This window comes from Paenibacillus sp. NPDC055715 (assembly GCF_053617595.1).
Genome location: NZ_JBSHGA010000016.1, coordinates 48,147 through 66,541, shown reverse-complemented (window position 1 = coordinate 66,541; position 18,395 = coordinate 48,147). Strand labels below are relative to the sequence as shown.

The window sequence follows — 18,395 nt, the reverse complement described above, 5'->3', positions numbered from 1 at the left end:
TCTTTTTTCCGGATCGGGTCGGTCAACACTTGCGTTAAAATCACAACTTCCCCCTCGGGGGAAACGATGCCTAAAAGAGCTTACACAAAATTATTGACAGACCCACATTTCACACTACCAGCCATCAAAAATTCAGATTAATCTTCTAACCTCTTTTGTCTTTTTAATTTCTCTATGCGCTCTTTGTTTCGTTTCTTCGTCTCTTCATCCCAAGGCTTATATTCTATAATATTTTCGGATAAATACAATTTCACTACTAATTTTCCATTCAACATTCTTTCTATCGCATACTTGTCTTTGATGTCACAATAACCCTTTATCCATCCAATACTAGAACCTCTTAACCATATACGTTGGTTATAACTCCATTTACTTTGCTTTGATGCTAAATTAGATATCAATCTACTCGATACCATTCCATTCTTCTCCCTTCCGTTTTGTACTTAAATATAAATTAAGAACTGTACTTGCTCAAAATCAGTCCTATGAAATGTAAAAAGAGACCTACTTGACTCTCTGTTAAAATAGAAATACCACCAACGACCCTACGCAGAGGAGAACAAGACATGTCTCATATGTATACGTTATCACAACAACTCCTTTGGAACAATCTTTTTGAACAGTGGAAGCTACCGCTTTTATTTTACCAGGCCGGTTTAGTCTGTTGTACAAATATTGAAAAGAAAGAAGAAGAACTAATACTACCATCTATTCGATTTCACGATCTTAGACATACCTCCACTTCGTTGATGCTGTCCATTGGGATACATCCAAAAGTTGTTTCCGAAAGATTGGGACATCGTAGTGTAACTATAACTTTGGATACTTATTTCCATTTGTTAAAAAATATGTAGTCAGATGCAGCAGTAGGATTGAGTAATTTACTGAGTAAAAAAGAAGTTTATGAACCACTAGAAGTTGAAGAAAAAATTCTGTGACCAAAAGTGGGACCAGAAAGTCGAAAATGTAGCCGTTTAGACCAAGAAAAGCTAAGATACATAAGGAATTTTTGATAACAATCCCATTTGGGTATATGATGTAGACAAGATATCAATTAGCTTTTCATCTGGTCTCATTAAACCTCAAAAAACCTTATCGTATCAATGTTTTTCGCTAACTACTTTTCATCTAGTCATATCGAATCTCATTGGATTTTATCAATTATTTGAAGTCCTGTGACCAGCGTGTGACCACTACAACAATAAAAAAAGAACACATTCGGCAAAATTGATTGCTTAGTGTGTTCTTTTTTTATGCATCATTTATTCACGCAACAAGTGGATGATTCGATTATGTATTTTGCGAAAAGGGGTTTTTCTACTCTCAACTGTCTACCTACCTTCATCACTGGGAAATTGCCAGAATTTAATTCGTTGTAGGCTACTGCCTGACCTACCATTAGTATTTCCTGAATGTGATTTACGTCTAAAAGTGGTGGGTATGACTCTAAAGCTCTAAGCATTTCTTCTTCCATATGTATTATGTGCCTCCGTTTTCATTTCTGTTAATTTGTCTACCTGCTAAAACACCTTATAATTTAATTCTAAGCCTTTCTAACTTGCTATCTATCCCTATCTACTCCCTAACTCTAATGCTTCTTAAAACAACATTTACGCCTGTGTGAAGCAATTTCTATGTACACGCTCATTCTGCTGGTCACTCTTTAAATACATCAACTGATGTAAAATGCCAATTTTATAAACTATCCGTTGAAAACTAACCAGAGGAATCCATACATTAAAGCGATTAGTCCTATAATACCGAACAAGCAAAAAAGTAAAAGCATAAGAACAAATTTTTTACCTTCCATAATAACCACCTCATTAAAGAATATAAAACAGGTAGAAGAAGTCGGCTACAATCCAATCAACTTTACATAAGAAAGAAAGATACTATAGATTGTTGTATCCAAACATGCTAGTCAATCAAGCGCATCCCCTTTCATTGCAAAAGTCCTCCCTTATATAATCCCTTTCATTTTTAATCTTTTCTCTTCTTTCTCTACTTCCTTTTTCAATTTTTCGAAATCCTCTTTATAAAAATCTAGACATTCATATTCTTCCAAATGATCATCTAATAGTTTGGCAAACAAAGTAGCATTTTCATCATTGCCAAGGAGAGAGTATGAATCTTCTCCGTCCATTTCAAATTGAATGAATTTGTACAGGTCATATGTACTGTCCTCTGAAATAATCCAATTCCATAAAATATCGTAAAATGCTCGTACTTCTTTATTAGAAAGAGTTGTTTCATCGTAAATCTCTTTTCTATAATTTTGTTTTCCTTGTTCAATCATTTCGAGTTCTAGAGCCATATCATAAGAGTGTTGAAGCATTCCAGCAGCTTGCACAGGCTGACCGTTCTCCCATTTACGCAGCTTAGATTCAGAGCATCCAAGCATCCCACTAAGTTTTCTGAGACTGATTTGTAGAAACTGTCTACGCTGCTTATACTCTTGGCCAATTTTCTTCCATTCGTCACTGCTATCTCGCACAAACTGCTCTTTTAATTCCTTGCTATCGGCAAAGATAAGTTTAGACGTATTATTATATAGTTCTACTAGCTGCTCAGTGTTCATATTGCTCAAGTTAATTGTGTTCATTATGTATTTCTTCTTGGTATGTATATTATTATTTTATATAATTCCTGCTTACTTCATGTGAAGAGAATCCAACACTAGTTCAATCCACATCACCCCTTTTCAAGCCACTTTGTTCAATGAACAATGGTTTGCGAATGAACACCCTCAATTTCGCTGATTTTTAAACTAGCCATGTCAAGGCTAGAACGCATTGAATCTAGCCTTTTAGTGGTATCATCGGTTATTTCTTTAACATCACTAATATGCGCTCTTGTCATAGCCTGAATAGTATTTTTGACCTCCTCTACATATTCCCTAATCATCTGCTGGCACTTCTTTGTCTTAAAATGAGAACTGCACATCAAATTGACACCCTTTTCAATCACTTTTTCAGCATTATCAAAAGCCTCATTAAATTTATTCATCTCATATTTTCTCCTCGTATATGTATTGGTGTAATTCTGCTACTTCGTTTTCACCTAATCTACAAACCATCTCTATGGTAAGTCTATGCGGCTACATGTAAAACGTAAAGATGGTCCTCAAATTAATTTTGACGCTCTAATCCCTATAAATTTATGTACAACAAAGCCAAGGAATCAAAATCAGCTTCCACATCTTTTTGCTGCTTATGTAACTGTAAACAATAAAAAGAATCCAAATTACAGACAGTCACTTGTGACTGGATGACGTAGCAATAGCGCAGCGCTTGCGGAGAGTCTTTTGGCCTTGATCTTTAAAAGCTTTAAGTGCAAGGGAAACTCAGTGGCAATAAAACTATTCCGCTACGCTACATAGTAGTATTGCTTGTCACCGTTTCCCCTCTTGCCTTCGGCAATTCACCCCTATGCTCCTAATTTGTGAAACTTACCTTTATATGTATCAGAAAGTTTCTTCGTTTGTAAGCACTTTCCACAAAAATGTTGCAAAGATGATTAAAAACACTTATAAATACTGCCTTTTTTAAATTAGCGTAATTGTATACTATAGGGTTTTTCCACAAAAATGCTGCAAAGAAAGTTAAAAACACTTATAAACATTGATGTTTTGCTAGTAGCCAAAAAGTTTTATTGTAGTTTGGATTGATATCCCCATTTTCTAAAACTCTTCTTTGATCTCTATTTTTACCTCTAATGTTGTAAGACATATTATCTTCATTAAAATATTCATTAATTGTCCTGTAGCTCTTTAATCTCCTGCCTCTTCCATCACGTAAATTCAATTTTTTAATTAATTCTGCTTGTTCCTCTTTGTATAAACGTTTACCTATAATTGTATCTAAGTAATCGGTAATATCGGCCTTGTCATATGTATCATCTAATATTGTATATGTATCTTGTTGGAGCTTCGATTTTATGTAATTCATATAACCGTCTTCTTCACTGACCACTTGTTCAAAAAACTGCTTATCATAGATTTCTTTGAAGAACATTAAATCATTGATGGCTTTATCATATCCAACTTCATTATTTACTGGACGATCATATACAATCAGATTAGACTGCTTCCTGTACTTTTCCACATAACTTGATGTGCCATGCTCTTGTAGGTAAAGAGCTGGTTCTATCTGTCTGTTACAGTCTCTAATTAATTTGTTTAACATCTTCTTTGATATATTTTTGATTATTACAGTAACTTTGTCTGATTTATCGATGATCCTCTTTCTACCTAAGCATTGTATCAAAACGTCTACATCCATAATATCGGCAACTATGTATTTGATTTGTTTGTCTCTCAGATTGATTCCATTATCTAGGGTGGATGTGCTGAATACAAACTGTTCATCAAACTTTTCATCAATCAACATCTTAGTTACTTTGTCTTTGTCCATGTGTATTTTCTCTGGAGCGGTTCCAGAAGGTGAACATACAAACATGGAGTTTTTAAATGTATCATGTAGCCTGAATGCCTTTTTTGCACTCCTAGTGAAGCAGACTACTTTATGATTCTTGGGTATTTGATGTAGAAACTTTTCCAACACTTTGTCGCTCTGATAAAAAATCAATTCCTTAATGTGACTGTAATCATGAGGAATAGAATAACTTTCGTGTTTTATATTTTTATACTTAAAGAAAGCAATCATAGCGTCAGCAGTTGCAGACATGCAAATCCGTATCTTATTTTTTTCATTGATCATTGCATAAAATGAATCTTCTGTGTTTTTGTTGTATCTTGACTCAGTTAGAAAGTAATGAAACTCATCGCATACTACGTACTTATAATCCTCTTTGACAACCACACTATTTTTTAATAGTTCCCATTCATACTTTTGATACAAGATAATTGTGATTACATCCGACTTGCTATCACGTTTGATTTCCTCCTGAAACTGTTCATTTAGCCTAGTTCGATTGAGGAAAAAAAGAATTCTAGACCTCTCCTTCTTCGCTATGGGATAGAGTCCATTTTTTATAAAGTGACTTTTACCAACGCCTGTACCAGCTTCAATAGTAATGATATCTCCACGTTGCCATGTGTGGATATGTTCAGTTAGTACATCTGAAACAGTGATCCTTTTCTTTGTTGATTGTGTCAATTAGTATCTCCTTTCTGTTCAGCACAAAAAAATCCCTTCAATTGAAGATAAATAGACAACTTACACAAACTAATGACATCGCACCTATAGAAATATAGATTACTCCCGTTACTCTTATCTATTTCTCGAAAAAAGCATACAACAAATAACCTTTAAATCTTGATTAGACAAACCAGCTTGACATTTCCACATCATAAAATCAATTTCATTCGCCTAAACAGACTTATAGTCCTGTTATAATTTCGAGCAAATTGAATAATACTCACGCAACCGAGCGTGAACGTCGACAACGATAAAATTATCTAAACTCAATTCACTCTCACCTATGCAAGTACTATAATTTGGATTGTCAAAGATCAAAATAAATTTTATTTAACGAAACAGACTCCACCAAAATCCAGAAGTCGTGTCTCTGTAACACTCCCTCCTCTTTTTCTGTCTATCCAAAAAAATCTCATCAAGACAAACAAATAATATTAAGTTGCCCACCTCAAACTATTTACTCATCTTAAATCTGGGTGTTACTTGGTACTTCATTCAATTACTTCTAATTTTAAAGCAAAATCAAAGTTATATGTATTGTCTTTGTAATTCTTCAACCAGCATTCCCCAGACGCTTCACCTTCGATTCATTTTCCGCTTCATTTTGCGTCTCCTTTCAATTTATTGTTTAATTTCTCTGTCACTGCTCCAGTATAGCATATATTCCACCAGAGCCAACCCCTTCCTTTTATTTATTTTTCAGCCATGCTTATTCGTAGTCGCTGAAATATGTATATATAAAGGAAGCGAAAAATTCGAGTCGCTATTATCTCAGTCTAATTGATCCTACTCTATTCATTTTCTCCAATTGATTTTGCTACATCTTTCATTGATTTTGTCGGGCGCTCTGATCACCTACCCAAGCACAACGATTTGTAACGGTGGATATTATTTGACGCACCTTCGTTTGAAGCAAGGTATATGCAAATCATATATCCCTTCATTCGGGTATGTTAACTATGCAAATAAGTTCACTCCCATTTTATTGTTAAATGAGCAAGCTCAAATTTCTTGTATGCCCTTGATATTGAAATGTAATCTACTTATCTTCATCATTAAAAATTGCTTCGAACTCTTCATAACTCAACAATATATTTAGCAAGCTTCTCCCTACATACTAAAAAGGCTAGACGGACAATCCCATCTAACCTTCTTTAAACATTTTTATCCATATGGATGATTACAGCCCTCCATGTGTCTCTTGAGGTGTGATAGTTTTATTCGCTTGCACTGAAAATTGGCTTGAAACAACAAACACCAACATTAAGCTAATGACCACAAGGATTAACGGTAATTTTCTTTTCATCTTCGTTCACCCCATCAATTAAAATTTGGTAGGAAATTATTGTTTCGGAAGATGCCTCTTTTCTATAGCGTTCAAATAGTTTGACACACTTGATTATACATGACTTATTATTAATTGCAGAGGATATCTCCAAACTGTTGATTAAATGCTTAAAACCATTACGATACGCTGTTTTACGAAAGTAGTAATCGGCTAATCCTTGTAAAAAGTGGGTGCATCGCTCCGAAACAAATTGTCGAGTGTACACGCCTACGCTTTTTTGTTGTTCCAGAAAAGACTGAATTTCTGATTCAAACTGCTCAAGTATATCATCTACATTAATATTATATCGGTTGGCTGCCTCAATTATGTTTATCAATGCAGGTAGAACCTCATTTTTATGCGAACTAGTGTAAGATAAATAATCGGGGAGGACACTTACTTCTCCAGACAATAATTTATACGCGTAAATGTTGGCTTGCGCCCACTCCTGAAATCGTTTTTTCCAATCTTGTGTTTCTCCATCCATTTCCTTTACCCAACTTAAATCGGCATAAGCATAGGTGTATCTTAATGCTGTTTCGTAGTCGCCGTGTGCTTCACATACACCTGCATATAGCAATTGAGAAAAGGCCAGATATGCAAATAGCGGTCGGCTTGGCTTCTTTTTAGACTCATTGCGCTCTTGCTTCTTCTGTTGATGTTTCATCGAATATTGAATTTCCGCTCTCAACTTCATTTTTCTCGCCATTTCATCTACCTTGTCCCATAGACGCAAAGACCTATACACGTTGGCCAAATCCTTCAATGCGTCAAGCTGGTCTATTTCATCTAGGCGTTCGACAAAATCCTCAAATTTTGTAGCTGCATTGAGATTGCGTTTTTGATCATCGCCTTGTTTTGCCACAAATATACGATATTGACAGATGGCCAAGCGTTCCGAATGCTGTTGCTTTTCGCTCTCGGCTACTTTTTCATAAAGATAAGCGGCTCCGTCCAGATGTCCTTTTTGAAATGAACTTTCAGCTAATTCAAAGAGGGAAGTAATATAGGCCGATGGATGATCTAGCAGCATACCTACAACTCGCTCTAAGCAATCCAACCGTGTAAGCTCCACACAACGACTTAAAAATGGGCTGATTTTTCGCCAGCTGAGCCGAAATTCTTCAATACACTCTTCAAAATAACGCTCGTAAAAATGGTCTGGAGGTAAACCCATGCCCATCGTAATTCTATCTAATTGGTGCATCGAAATAGAACGATTGCCCGTCACAATGCCACTGACAGTACCTACATTCAAATCAATGATACAACCAAACTTGGTCATGCTTAAGCCTTTCTGCTCCAGATACTTTTTAATTTCTGCCCGAATCGTAGGTGCGTTTTCCACGGTAAACCACCCTTTCAGCATTTAGCATATGATGCGTAGTTAAATAAATGATGTAGTTGTGAAACAAGTAGTAGGATAGATTCATTTTATTGCTCATGATTGTACCATCTTTTGGAACAAGATTATAGACCTTTCAGTTTTTTACTTTAGATACCTTTTCGGATTGTTTACAAATATTTGTTGATTAGCTGAACTCCAGACCATGTTCACACCACAGACTAATACCCCCTTATTTTCATTTACACAAACTTCTTGACGCTGCCGGGTTTTTTCTGCTATAATATGGATAAATAAGTTGATAGATTACATAAATAGAAATCTGCATCTATGGCGAAATATTAAAAAATGGGAGGTTTTACTATATCAAAGGCGAAAAAGGTCTTTTTGCCAGTATTATTGATTTTATCTATTTTCTGTTTAAGTTTATCTCCGAATTTGAGTGTTAAAGCAAAAGCAGATAACAGCCAAAATATTGTTATAGTTACAGGTAATGAAGCCAAGGAATTGATCGATGCAACGCTACATGGAGTAGAAAAAGGTGAAATTAAGAATATCGCCCCTGTGACTGCTTTTGATTTGGAAAAATCGAGTGTGTACACGGTTGGCGGTGGAGTTACGGTTGTTACAGTTCCTTTGCATGGGGATTATAGCCTTCCTAGTAACGTAACAGTATTCTTCAATGAGGATAATAAAGTATTGCAGACAAATGAAATGTTGGTGAGCAAGAATGAGGCAGGAAACTTCCGAGTTGAGACGTATTTGAATGGAAATGTTGTTAAATCCGTGGACACTGACAGACCTTATATCACAGATGAAAAAATGCTTGCAGAAAAGCCAGTTAACTCTAGAATTCAACCGCAGAGTGTAGGCAAAGTGGCAGGTTGTCTTGGAGCAGTGCTTGGCGTTGGTGGTACGGTGGCTTATATTATTGCGGTTGCGTGCGGTGGTTCGTGTGCAGCACCGACACCAGTGACTGCTCCGATATGTGCTGCATGTATTGGTGCATATGCAGTTCTTGGTGGTGCTGGTATCGCTGGAGTAGTAGCTTGTTTCAATTACCTGTGAACCTGTGAGGTGATTTGATGAACAAGATTTTAGCGTTCTCGATTTTGGGAATGGGTATAACTGGTGCCGTTTTAATCATCTCAGTTGCTCTGTTGTTTAACTCCCCAATAGGAAATGTGTTGAAGATGGTTACTGCTGCTTCAACATTATCTTTTATTATATTTGCTGTCTCGGCTTTGGTATTTCGTCGGCGATTAGATGATGAAAAAAGAGAGTAATATATTTATACTTCCTCGATTTAGGACGAATGATTCCCAGTAGCAATCCTAACAATTTGGTATAAGTGGTATTCAGGTTCAGGGCTGGCATATCGGAAGTTGGTCATAACACACAAAAAAGGGGAATTCTCATTATCATCTGAGAATTCCCCTTTTTTTTATTTTGTTACAGGTGTGGCAGCTACCGATGTATCCAATAATCGAGTACCTTTATGGACTAGAATCTCAATCAATTTTAACTCGTTTTCCGTTGGAGTTACTTTCATCTTGCTCAACAGGCCATCAACTGTATCAAGTGCTACCTTCTCCTTTTGTTCAAAAGTCAGTGTTTCATTTGAATAATTATGTACATATTCAATTACTTCACTTGCCACATCTAAAACAAAATTAGCTTTGTCTTTATGCTGTTCAGCAATTGGAAGAACCTCTACAACTAATTTGCCTACATCGACACTCCCAAGAATACTATCCGTATCACTCAGATTGACACCTCTCTTTTTAAACCAAGTAATAACCAATACGCCTAATAGCACAAACAACACTGTTCCACCAATAATATAAATATCATTCACTTTACATTTCTCCTTGTTATAAGAATAAAAAAGAGACGATAATTATCATCTCTTTGAAAAACTGAATTATTTAAAGAATCCTTTGCGGTATAACACAGTAATTAACCGATAAAAGTCATAACTACCGCCAGAAGTCGTATCAACCGCTCCAGCGTTTTTGGCTGCCACACAAGCTTCCGCAATTTGCGTATGGTATCGAGTCAAAAAATAACCTGAGTGTCGGAGTGGATGTGCTAGGGGCATTTCTGGAAATTAAAGTGTTGTTTTGGATGTAAAATACCCCCCATCGTATATTCTGTGTCTATTGGTATTGATCAGCAGACGCAATGAAAACCTAGACATGATTATCTAGGCTTGTAACAGTGTACACATATGAATTTAGAGTCTGTTCATCTTCTCTATCATCTTTTGTTTTGTTGGGTTAGCGTATAAGAGTGTAGTATGAATATTGCTATGCCCTGCTTGGTTCGCCACTTCATGGACTGACATATCATTTTCTAATGCATAAGAGCAGAAGAAATGTCTCAGATCGTGAGGAGTTATTTCCTTTCCTACAATCGCTGAGTATTTATTGAAGAGTTTATTGATTACCGTTCTGTCTAACTTACCTCCTCTGTTACTTGGGAACAGATAATCACTTGTAATGCCCTTGTCTGAGCGATCTTTAATCCAACTCTGGATAGCTGTTCTCGCCTTGTCTCCCATAAACACAGTTCTAGTCTTCTTTCCTTTGCCTTCAGATACAATTAATTCTCTTGAAGTCAAATTAAAATCAGTCACACGGATATTTAGAGCTTCACTAATCCGTAGTCCACAGTAGGCCAGTAATGACACGATAGCATAGTTCCGTTTTGACTCATGTTCCAGTACCAATTGTCTGAACTTCTCAACGTCAGCAAGTCCAACAGTAGCCAGTGAAGCATATTGACGTTGAATCTTTAACATATCCTTTTTATTAATCGCAACTTCTGACTGCACTCCTGATTCAATCAGGTAGTCGTTAAACTTGATAAGTGCGCTGATTTTAGCATTGATAGAAACAGGAGCAAGCTTCTTCACAGTTTTGAGATAACTAATGTAACCCTTCACATTCTCTCTATGCAGCTTATTGAACTCCATTCCTTTGCTTTCATCAAACCATTTCATAAATCCACTTACATTAAGTATGTAACTTTTAATCGTATTCAAACTTTTTTCATCCTGCCGTAAGTATTCCTCAAAAGCGTGGATCATCTTCACCACTCCCATACAATTATGTTGCATTCGATTTAAGTGGATTTCGTATAAATTATGTTGCATTATATAGTCTAATTATACTGTCATCCTATTCATTTTGCAACATAATTAATATTATGTTGCATTGCTAGAATTGATGAAAATTATTTACTATACAACATTCACAATGATCAATAGTTCAGAAGAAATAACCATCTTGAAATTCAATACAGTATTATCCAAGTTGGTTAGCACTCATATGGGCAGTTGGACATAGCGTCCAATTCAATGGTCAACTTAGAAAATTTCGAAGTCGATGTATTAGGTTGATGCTGTGTCAACCATTATAAGGGGTATCGCCAACTTTGGAGACACTGTAGAGATAAGCCGCATCAACACCCTTATCGAAGCTCAATCGTCAAACTTGATCATATGTTTAAGAATCGCGTATTCCATATAGCTTTCTGTGGCCTAGTGATTCAAAATTATGCCTGACTATATTTACATCGTGCCGTATTGAAAAAATAGCGAAAAATGTAGATAAACAAAGGAATTTGTGAAGGATTTCTTTGCATCGTGGGTTTCAATCGTACGTATCGAGAAATAATGTGTAAAAAAGCTTGATATATCAGTGGATATTTAAGTTTTTATAAATTAAATTGTATAAAACTTAAATTCGGAATTTCCTTTATTCATCTATGTTTTTGAAAACACCACAGACGTATCGTGAATCGTAACAGGAATAGCGGAGTGGAAGTATTATAATTGTCATTTTGAACATATCAATACGATTATATTTATAACTCACTCTATCATGCTTACTCAATTCATATGTAATAGCTGAAGCCTAAGACAATTTGTCTCAGCTTTGCATTGCTCGCGCAACTCACGCACAGTCATTTCATTTATTTTTTTCTGTTGACCATTTGTTTGTAACTCGGTTTAACCTAGTTTTGTTAATCATATATTGGTCTGATAATTTTCCATTACACATTGGTACTCAACAGCGATTTACCTTTGAACCTTCTAAGCTTAACTTAGTAGCCTATACTGAAATTGATTCAGCATTAAACATGGAAACAACCATCACAATGAGAGGAAAAAAATATTCCTCAAAAGAGGCAGACCAAAATAATTTTAATCTGGCAAAAACTCAAGCCGATATTGCAAATAAAATTGGTGAGTAAAATAATTTTGGTCAGCGCTAAGTTAAACTTAGGACTCAACTTTGGTGATATGTATAAGGGACGAAAATTCGTCCTGAATGATCTAATCCTGAATCAATTTCAGTATATAACTCGGTTAAACCAATTTTTAGCTCCATATATTCTCACGACTGAACTTTCAGCAATCAGATTTAGCACCCTAGAAATTTCAAGGACAGGTAATCGTGTCACTTGGTGACATTAGGTGACACCCAAAAGTTGGACGTTGTTTTCAACAGTTTACCATGTCTTAGGTAATGGGTCTATAGTAACAAAAAAACGCCTATCGCTAGGCGCTCAACAAAGGGGGCTAAATTTCACCCTCCTTGACTCTATATGCACATTCCCTCTTGTTTCAGCTTCCTTTTCATACGTCGAATCCATAGTGAGCTGCTTCCTAATCTCTATCCTTCTCTCAAGCCCTACAGCCTTCCCTGCCCCTTCTTTAACCAAGCGTCTATACATTGAATCCAACCAATCCAAATTCATGTTACATAGCCTTTCTGTCGGCCACAAGCATCTTAAGATTGATCCATTCATTATTCCACGACTTCACATACAATTTTCCATTGATTAACCGTCCAGTTTTATACATATTCATTTGCTCCTTTTTTTAGAATGGTAGCTATATAGAATGAACTTTCAGCAATCAGATTTAGCACCCTAGAAATTTCAAGAACAGGTAATCGTGTCACTTGGTGACATTAGGTGACACCCAAAAGTTGGACGTTGTTTTCAACAGTTTACCATGTCTTAGGTAATGGGTCTATAGTAATGATAAACAAAAAAACGCCTATCGCTAGGCGCTCAACAAAGGGGGCTAAATTTCACCCTCCTTGACTCTATATGCACATTCCTTCTTGTTTCAACTTCCTTTTCATACGCCTAATCACACTCAGTTGGCTCCTAATCTCCAGCCTTCTCTCAAGCTCTGTATCCTTCCCTGCTGCCTTTCACCAACTGTCTATACATTGAGTCAAGCCATTCCATATCCATGTTACATAGCCTTTCTGTTGGCCTGAGCTAATGTTTTGAGACTGATTAACTGACCATCCCAAGTTTGCAGGAAAAGCTTACCCTTTATGAGTCGTCCACATTTATACATTGGTTATCGCTCCTTAATTGATTTGATAGAATGTATTGTCATTTTGACGCTATAGTGCTTATTCCAATCAATGATTCAAACACCTTTATCCTCTACCCTTCCATTCCTCTTACCCAACGTTCAGATAAGGTTCCTCAAATTTTCGTAGAAGCTTTCTCAGACTAAATCCACATTCCACTATGTTTATTGTCTTCTCTATATAGGATTAACACACCAATTGACTCAGCCACATCCTTCATTGACCGCTGGACCATTGGACCAGCGCTTTGATCACCATTATTCAGTAGGACCATTGGTCCTTCTGCTTCTCAATATCAAAGTAAAATCCAATGTAGGAAAAAAAGTATATATTGAGAAACGTATATACAAAAAATCCAGTCACCGTCAATATGGGGGCAACTGGATGGTAAAATTGGTGTTTTATATAGCGGGATCGATTATCCATATACCTTTGTGACGCTCTCACGTTCGTTCTAAGGTTGCTATGTGGGAGCTTGAATCTCACTCCTCTGTTAAGCATTTAAAATTCTCATATCAAAAACAAACTATTTACACATCTAATTAAATATGATATTTTCAATTATTGCACACAATAAAATAAAGAAAATATTAGGAGGATGCACATGGCAAAAGGCTCTGTAAAACTTGACGAAAAGACTGGATTGTATTACTACGTTGTTGACGTAGGAAAGGATGGAATCAGGAAGCAGAAAAAGAAGCGAGGATTTAAAAGGCGGAAAGATGCACAGGCGGCTATGACGGAAGTATTAAATCAGGTAAACAAAGGCGACTACATTGAACCAAGCAAGATAAAGTTTACAGATTATATGTTGGATGTGTGGTTAGTAGAGAAAGAGCAAAACAAACGTATGACGCGACTCACTGCCAAATCTTATCGGTCTGGTATTGTCACACATATTTCACCTTTTCTATCACTTGGGGAATTGACCTCTACAGACATAAAAGGAGTGATGAATCGTATAAAAAAGAAAGATAAGAATGGAAAGCTGTATGCAGATTCATATGTTCAAAGGATTTTCAATATTATGGTGTACAGTTTGAATTATGCAGTTAAAAATGATTTGATAAAAGAAAGTCCAATAAAGAAATTAGATAGACCTAAAGTTATAAAAAGAAAATTGAATGTTTGGGATGTCGATCAAATACGCAGATTTTTGAGTTCCTTTGAAAACCATAGACATTATATCGTCTATTTCTTGGCAATACACACAGGAATGAGACAAGGTGAAATACTCGGTCTACCTTGGAGGAATGTTGACTACAGGAATAAATGTATTATGGTTACTCAAACATTAGAGAGCGATGCAAAGAGGATTAAAGAAGGAGCCAAGACTACCTCAAGTGTTCGTTCGATTGATATATCAGACGAAGTAATTGAAATGTTGCAGAAGCAACATGAAAGAGTCTTAATGGAAAAAGAACTGGCTGGAGAAATGTATGTGGACAATGATTTAATCTGTTGTACAAATATTGGAAAGCAAGTTTTCCCAAACACAATTACAAGGCTGATGAAAAGAAAGATAGAAGAACTAGAACTACCATCTATTCGATTTCACGATCTTAGACATACCTCTGCTTCGTTGATGCTGTCCATTGGGATACATCCAAAAGTTGTTTCCGAAAGATTGGGACATCGTAGTGTAACTATAACTTTGGATACTTATTCGCATTTGTTAAAAAATATGCAGTCAGATGCAGTAGTTGGATTGAGTAATTTACTGAGTAAAAAAGAAGAAACTGAACCACTAGAAATTGAAGAAAAATTTTGTGACCAGAAGCGTGACCAGAAAGTCGAAAATGTAGCCGTTTAGACCAAGAAAAGCTAAGATACATAAGGAATTTTTGATAACAATCCCATTTGGGTATATGATGTAGACAAGATATCATACTTCAATTGAAAAGGAGCGTGCCTCTATGTCTGATTCATTGGGAATGCTGATGCCGGGTAAGAAAGTTTCTTTGAAAGGGTGGGACCCCAAGGATACGAAGGATATCAAAAATAAAGAAGAAATTCAGCAGGAAACAGATCAATTGAAGGAACGTTTCGCGGCATTACAAAGCAAATTATTTACGGAAAAGAAGCAGGCGGTTTTGTTCGTATTCCAAGGTATGGATTGCAGTGGAAAAGATGGAGTCATTAAACAGGTATTTTCCAACCTCAATCCGGCGGGTGTGACAATCCACAGTTTTAAATCACCTACAGCCGAAGAATTAAGTCACGACTTCCTGTGGCGTGCCCACAGCGTAACCCCGAGGCGGGGATATATCGCAGCGTTCAACCGTTCTTATTATGAGGATGTGCTGATTACACGTGTTCACGGTCAGGTATCCGACAAGCAGGCCAAACGAAATATTAAACATATCAAACATTTTGAACAACTGCTGCTGGATAGCGGTGTAAAGGTCGTCAAAATCTTTTTACATATTTCAAAGCAATTCCAATTGGAGAAGCTAATCGACCGGATTGAAAAACCACATAAAAACTGGAAACTCGATCCGAGTGATTTGCAGGAACGTAAATTTTGGAAGCAATATACCCAATATTATGAGGACGTACTGGAGCTAAGTGCAACCAAACAGGCTCCTTGGTATGTCATTCCTTCGGATAACCGTTGGTACAGAGATTACACCGTGCTGCGCATTGCCGTCCAAACGCTGGAGGAAATGAAGCTGTCCGATCCTGAACCAAGACCGGAACTGGAATCCCTTTTGCCTGAGCTGTATAAAGAACGGGATAAAAAATAGCTTCGCAGGCACAGCACTACATCAATGTTCGATTAAAACAACACCAAATAAAAAAGCTTCCGAAACCTTACTCAAGGCTGAATATGCCGGGGGTAGGGATTCTGGAGGTTTTTATTGCGTCAACTAACCCCATACCCTACAGCCGCAGCTACAACCCCTACCAACACCGAAGACAGCACATACACAGCCGTACGCCGATATTCTCTGCGCTCCATCAGTTGGAGAGATTCATACCCGAATGTTGAAAAAGTGGTATAACCACCACAAAAGCCTGTTCCTAGCAGCATCCAGAGTGCAGGCGAAAGATTGTGCTGCATAAATTCGCCGTACAGCCAGCCGAGCAGCAATGAACCACTGATGTTAATGATCCATGTTCCCCACGGAAACGTGGTGCCGAACCTTTTCCCGGCCCACATGCCAAGCCCGTATCTCGCCAATGTACCGACCATTCCACCTGCCGTCGCCCACCAGATCATAAGCTTCCCTCCTTGGGGGCAGCTTGCGTCATTTTCGTGCCCAGACGAATACCTGTCCAAGTCAAAAACAGACCTCCACATACACTGAGCAACAGATACAACACAGCCGTAAGCGCACGATCATGAACCGTTAGGCGCACGGCATCCACGGCAAAGGTGGAAAAGGTTGTAAAGCCCCCAGTAAAGCCTGTTCCGATGGCAAGTCGCCAGCGAGGCCTGATCCGCCACGACCGCAAAGTTACCGTAAAGAACCAGCCGAGAAACAAACATCCGATCCAATTGATTAACAACACACCAAGTGGAAAATCCGCCCCTGCTGCAGGCAGCAACAATTGCACACCGTAACGGGCAGAGGTCCCAAGCGCTCCACCTGCCCCGACGAATAGCACGTCTTTCATCTTTATATCCCCTTCTTCACTCTTGCAGTATTCAGGGTGTAACCATAACAGTGGCTAAACCTTATCTTACATATTACGTATATCCGTCTACTACTATATTTTACGACTGTGAATCCCGCCACTGCTGGTTTTGTCTGATTTTCGACTCATTCCCCTGCTCAGTAGCCTGGTAAAAGGTCCGATCTGCTATCGAATCAGGCAAATATTGCTGTTTCACATAATGATTCGGATAATTGTGCGGATATTGATAGCCGACATGACCGAGCTTCTCCGAACCTTTGTAATGTGCATCGCGCAAATGCAGTGGCACCTCAGCAGATTTGATGTCGACCATAGCCGACATTGCCCGTGAAATCGCCGTATATACGGCATTCGATTTTGGGCTCTCCACGGCGAATAAAATAGCCTGTGCAATGTTCAACTTGGCCTCCGGCCAGCCGTTATTGCGATAAGCTTCAAGCGCACTCACTGCCTGCACCATCGCCTGTGGATTGGCCAGCCCAATATCCTCACTGCTTGCTGCGATGAGGCGGCGGAGAAAGGTCATCGGGTCCATGCCGAGCTTCTCTACGGCGTACAGGAACCAGAACAGCGCCGCGTCGCTGGAGCCGCGAATGCTTTTGTGAAAGGCGGACAGCACGTCATACTGCGTAGACTCGTCTGCCTTGACAATCGGGCGGCGAATGGATTCCTCCGCGACTTCCAGCGTCACGTGAATCGTGCCGTCTGTCAGCGGAGGCGTCGTGAGCGCCGCCAGTTCCAGCGCGTTCAAGGCGCGGCGGATATCGCCGTTCGCCATGGACGCGATGTGACCCAGCGCAGCTTCGTCCACCTGAAGCTGCATATAGCCGAGCCCCTTGTCCGCATCACCCAAGGCGCGGTGCATGGCTGCCAGCGAATGCTCCTGCGTCAGCGATTCGAGCTGAAACAACGTAGAGCGGCTCAGCAAGGCGCCGTTTACGTAGTGAAAAGGGTTTTCGGTTGTGGCGCCGATAAACACGATCGTACCCTTTTCCACCGCAGGCAGCAGTGCATCCTGGCGTGAGCTGTTGAAACGATGTACCTCATCGAGAAACAGGATGGTTTTTTTGCCGTACATTGATTTATTCATTTGTGCGCGGTCAATGACTTCCCTCACGTCCTTCACAGACGCTTCCACTGCATTCAGGCGGACAAATTCGCCTTGCGTGTGTTGTGAAATGATATGCGCCAGCGTCGTCTTGCCACATCCCGGCGGCCCATACAGGAGAATGGAAGAAACCTGATCTGCCTCTATAGCTCTTCGCAGCAGCTTACCCGGACCGACGACATGCTCCTGTCCAATATATTCGTCCAGCGAAGTTGGACGCAGTCGGTCAGCAAGCAACCGATTGCTTGGCGTCGAATCCTGGGAATATGAAAATAAATCCATTTCATTCACTTCCTTATAGTGATAGGAGAAAACACTCTACCCCTGCATGTCCATTTGCATCGCGTTCGCCCATGCGGTTGAAAACCCTGAAAATTCAAGCGATCTATCATCCTAAAAACGGTATGAACCG

Annotated in this window: 15 protein-coding genes and 1 pseudogene; 5 read left to right on the top strand and 11 right to left on the bottom strand. The window is 38.5% G+C overall.

Features of this window, described 5'->3' with window-relative positions; translation table 11 throughout:
* Positions 1-137: 137 nt before the first annotated feature.
* Positions 138-401, bottom strand: coding sequence for a hypothetical protein (locus tag ACWGOO_RS19860; RefSeq protein WP_452486232.1), 264 nt, complete (start codon positions 399-401; stop codon positions 138-140).
* A 300-nt stretch (positions 402-701) separates the two neighbouring features.
* Here ACWGOO_RS19860 and ACWGOO_RS19855 point away from each other — a divergent pair.
* Positions 702-854: pseudogene (locus tag ACWGOO_RS19855) on the top strand (tyrosine-type recombinase/integrase); the annotation flags it as partial.
* Positions 855-1,258: 404 nt separating this feature from the next.
* Here ACWGOO_RS19855 and ACWGOO_RS19850 read toward each other — a convergent pair.
* The 5 genes from ACWGOO_RS19850 to ACWGOO_RS19830 all read right to left on the bottom strand — a co-directional run bounded on the left by ACWGOO_RS19850 (position 1,259) and on the right by ACWGOO_RS19830 (position 7,834).
* On the bottom strand, positions 1,259-1,474 hold the full coding sequence (locus ACWGOO_RS19850) for a DNA-binding protein (protein WP_452486231.1): 216 nt from the start codon (positions 1,472-1,474) through the stop codon (positions 1,259-1,261).
* A gap of 486 nt (positions 1,475-1,960) precedes the next feature.
* Positions 1,961-2,602, bottom strand: a complete 642-nt coding sequence (locus tag ACWGOO_RS19845) for a hypothetical protein (RefSeq protein ID WP_452486229.1) — start codon at positions 2,600-2,602, stop codon at positions 1,961-1,963.
* Positions 2,603-2,715: 113 nt separating this feature from the next.
* The gene (locus ACWGOO_RS19840; RefSeq protein WP_452486227.1) at positions 2,716-3,006 is read right to left on the bottom strand and encodes a hypothetical protein; all 291 of its coding nucleotides are present in this window, start codon (positions 3,004-3,006) and stop codon (positions 2,716-2,718) included.
* A gap of 605 nt (positions 3,007-3,611) precedes the next feature.
* A complete protein-coding gene (locus tag ACWGOO_RS19835) occupies positions 3,612-5,117 on the bottom strand; it encodes a DEAD/DEAH box helicase family protein (RefSeq protein ID WP_452486225.1) in 1,506 nt (501 codons plus the stop codon).
* A 1,310-nt stretch (positions 5,118-6,427) separates the two neighbouring features.
* A complete protein-coding gene (locus ACWGOO_RS19830; protein ID WP_452486223.1) occupies positions 6,428-7,834 on the bottom strand; it encodes a transcriptional regulator in 1,407 nt (468 codons plus the stop codon).
* Between the two features lie 345 nt (positions 7,835-8,179).
* Between ACWGOO_RS19830 and ACWGOO_RS19825 the strand changes: the two genes are divergently transcribed.
* Complete coding sequence (locus ACWGOO_RS19825) at positions 8,180-8,899, top strand: hypothetical protein (protein WP_452486221.1); 720 nt, start codon at positions 8,180-8,182, stop codon at positions 8,897-8,899.
* Positions 8,900-8,916: 17 nt separating this feature from the next.
* Complete coding sequence (locus ACWGOO_RS19820; protein WP_452486219.1) at positions 8,917-9,117, top strand: hypothetical protein; 201 nt, start codon at positions 8,917-8,919, stop codon at positions 9,115-9,117.
* A gap of 158 nt (positions 9,118-9,275) precedes the next feature.
* Here the strand turns inward: ACWGOO_RS19820 and ACWGOO_RS19815 are convergent, their stop codons facing one another.
* Positions 9,276-9,689: a hypothetical protein gene (locus tag ACWGOO_RS19815; protein WP_452486217.1), complete on the bottom strand. Its 414-nt coding sequence runs from the start codon at positions 9,687-9,689 to the stop codon at positions 9,276-9,278.
* A 378-nt stretch (positions 9,690-10,067) separates the two neighbouring features.
* Positions 10,068-10,922, bottom strand: a complete 855-nt coding sequence (locus tag ACWGOO_RS19810; RefSeq protein WP_452486238.1) for a tyrosine-type recombinase/integrase — start codon at positions 10,920-10,922, stop codon at positions 10,068-10,070.
* A 2,915-nt stretch (positions 10,923-13,837) separates the two neighbouring features.
* Here ACWGOO_RS19810 and ACWGOO_RS19805 point away from each other — a divergent pair.
* Both ACWGOO_RS19805 and ACWGOO_RS19800 read left to right on the top strand, forming a co-directional pair.
* Positions 13,838-15,046: a tyrosine-type recombinase/integrase gene (locus ACWGOO_RS19805; protein ID WP_452486215.1), complete on the top strand. Its 1,209-nt coding sequence runs from the start codon at positions 13,838-13,840 to the stop codon at positions 15,044-15,046.
* Between the two features lie 103 nt (positions 15,047-15,149).
* Positions 15,150-15,980: a PPK2 family polyphosphate kinase gene (locus ACWGOO_RS19800; protein ID WP_452486213.1), complete on the top strand. Its 831-nt coding sequence runs from the start codon at positions 15,150-15,152 to the stop codon at positions 15,978-15,980.
* 119 nt (positions 15,981-16,099) lie between these two features.
* Here ACWGOO_RS19800 and crcB (ACWGOO_RS19795) read toward each other — a convergent pair whose 3' ends face one another.
* From crcB (ACWGOO_RS19795) to ACWGOO_RS19785, 3 genes are all read right to left on the bottom strand, one after another.
* Complete coding sequence (crcB, locus tag ACWGOO_RS19795) at positions 16,100-16,456, bottom strand: fluoride efflux transporter CrcB (protein WP_452486211.1); 357 nt, start codon at positions 16,454-16,456, stop codon at positions 16,100-16,102.
* Positions 16,453-16,854, bottom strand: coding sequence for a fluoride efflux transporter CrcB (gene crcB / locus ACWGOO_RS19790; RefSeq protein WP_452486209.1), 402 nt, complete (start codon positions 16,852-16,854; stop codon positions 16,453-16,455). Before crcB (ACWGOO_RS19790) ends, crcB (ACWGOO_RS19795) begins: the two co-directional genes overlap by 4 nt.
* A gap of 100 nt (positions 16,855-16,954) precedes the next feature.
* Positions 16,955-18,265 carry a replication-associated recombination protein A gene (locus tag ACWGOO_RS19785; protein ID WP_452486207.1) on the bottom strand — a complete coding sequence of 437 codons (1,311 nt, stop codon included), beginning with the start codon at positions 18,263-18,265 and terminating at the stop codon, positions 16,955-16,957.
* Between the last annotated feature and the right edge of the window lie 130 nt (positions 18,266-18,395).

Excerpts from the sequence above, each read along its gene's own strand:
- crcB (WP_452486211.1), bottom strand. The coding sequence starts at position 16,456 with ATGATCTGGTGGGCGACGGCAGGTGGAATGGTCGGTACATTGGCGAGA.
- ACWGOO_RS19810 (WP_452486238.1), bottom strand. The coding sequence starts at position 10,922 with ATGATCCACGCTTTTGAGGAATACTTACGGCAGGATGAAAAAAGTTTG.
- ACWGOO_RS19820 (WP_452486219.1), top strand. The coding sequence starts at position 8,917 with ATGAACAAGATTTTAGCGTTCTCGATTTTGGGAATGGGTATAACTGGT.
- ACWGOO_RS19805 (WP_452486215.1), top strand. The coding sequence starts at position 13,838 with ATGGCAAAAGGCTCTGTAAAACTTGACGAAAAGACTGGATTGTATTAC.
- ACWGOO_RS19845 (WP_452486229.1), bottom strand. The coding sequence starts at position 2,602 with ATGAACACAATTAACTTGAGCAATATGAACACTGAGCAGCTAGTAGAA.
- ACWGOO_RS19840 (WP_452486227.1), bottom strand. The coding sequence starts at position 3,006 with ATGAATAAATTTAATGAGGCTTTTGATAATGCTGAAAAAGTGATTGAA.
- ACWGOO_RS19785 (WP_452486207.1), bottom strand. The coding sequence starts at position 18,265 with ATGGATTTATTTTCATATTCCCAGGATTCGACGCCAAGCAATCGGTTG.
- ACWGOO_RS19800 (WP_452486213.1), top strand. The coding sequence starts at position 15,150 with ATGTCTGATTCATTGGGAATGCTGATGCCGGGTAAGAAAGTTTCTTTG.
- crcB (WP_452486209.1), bottom strand. The coding sequence starts at position 16,854 with ATGAAAGACGTGCTATTCGTCGGGGCAGGTGGAGCGCTTGGGACCTCT.
- ACWGOO_RS19825 (WP_452486221.1), top strand. The coding sequence starts at position 8,180 with ATGGGAGGTTTTACTATATCAAAGGCGAAAAAGGTCTTTTTGCCAGTA.
- ACWGOO_RS19850 (WP_452486231.1), bottom strand. The coding sequence starts at position 1,474 with ATGGAAGAAGAAATGCTTAGAGCTTTAGAGTCATACCCACCACTTTTA.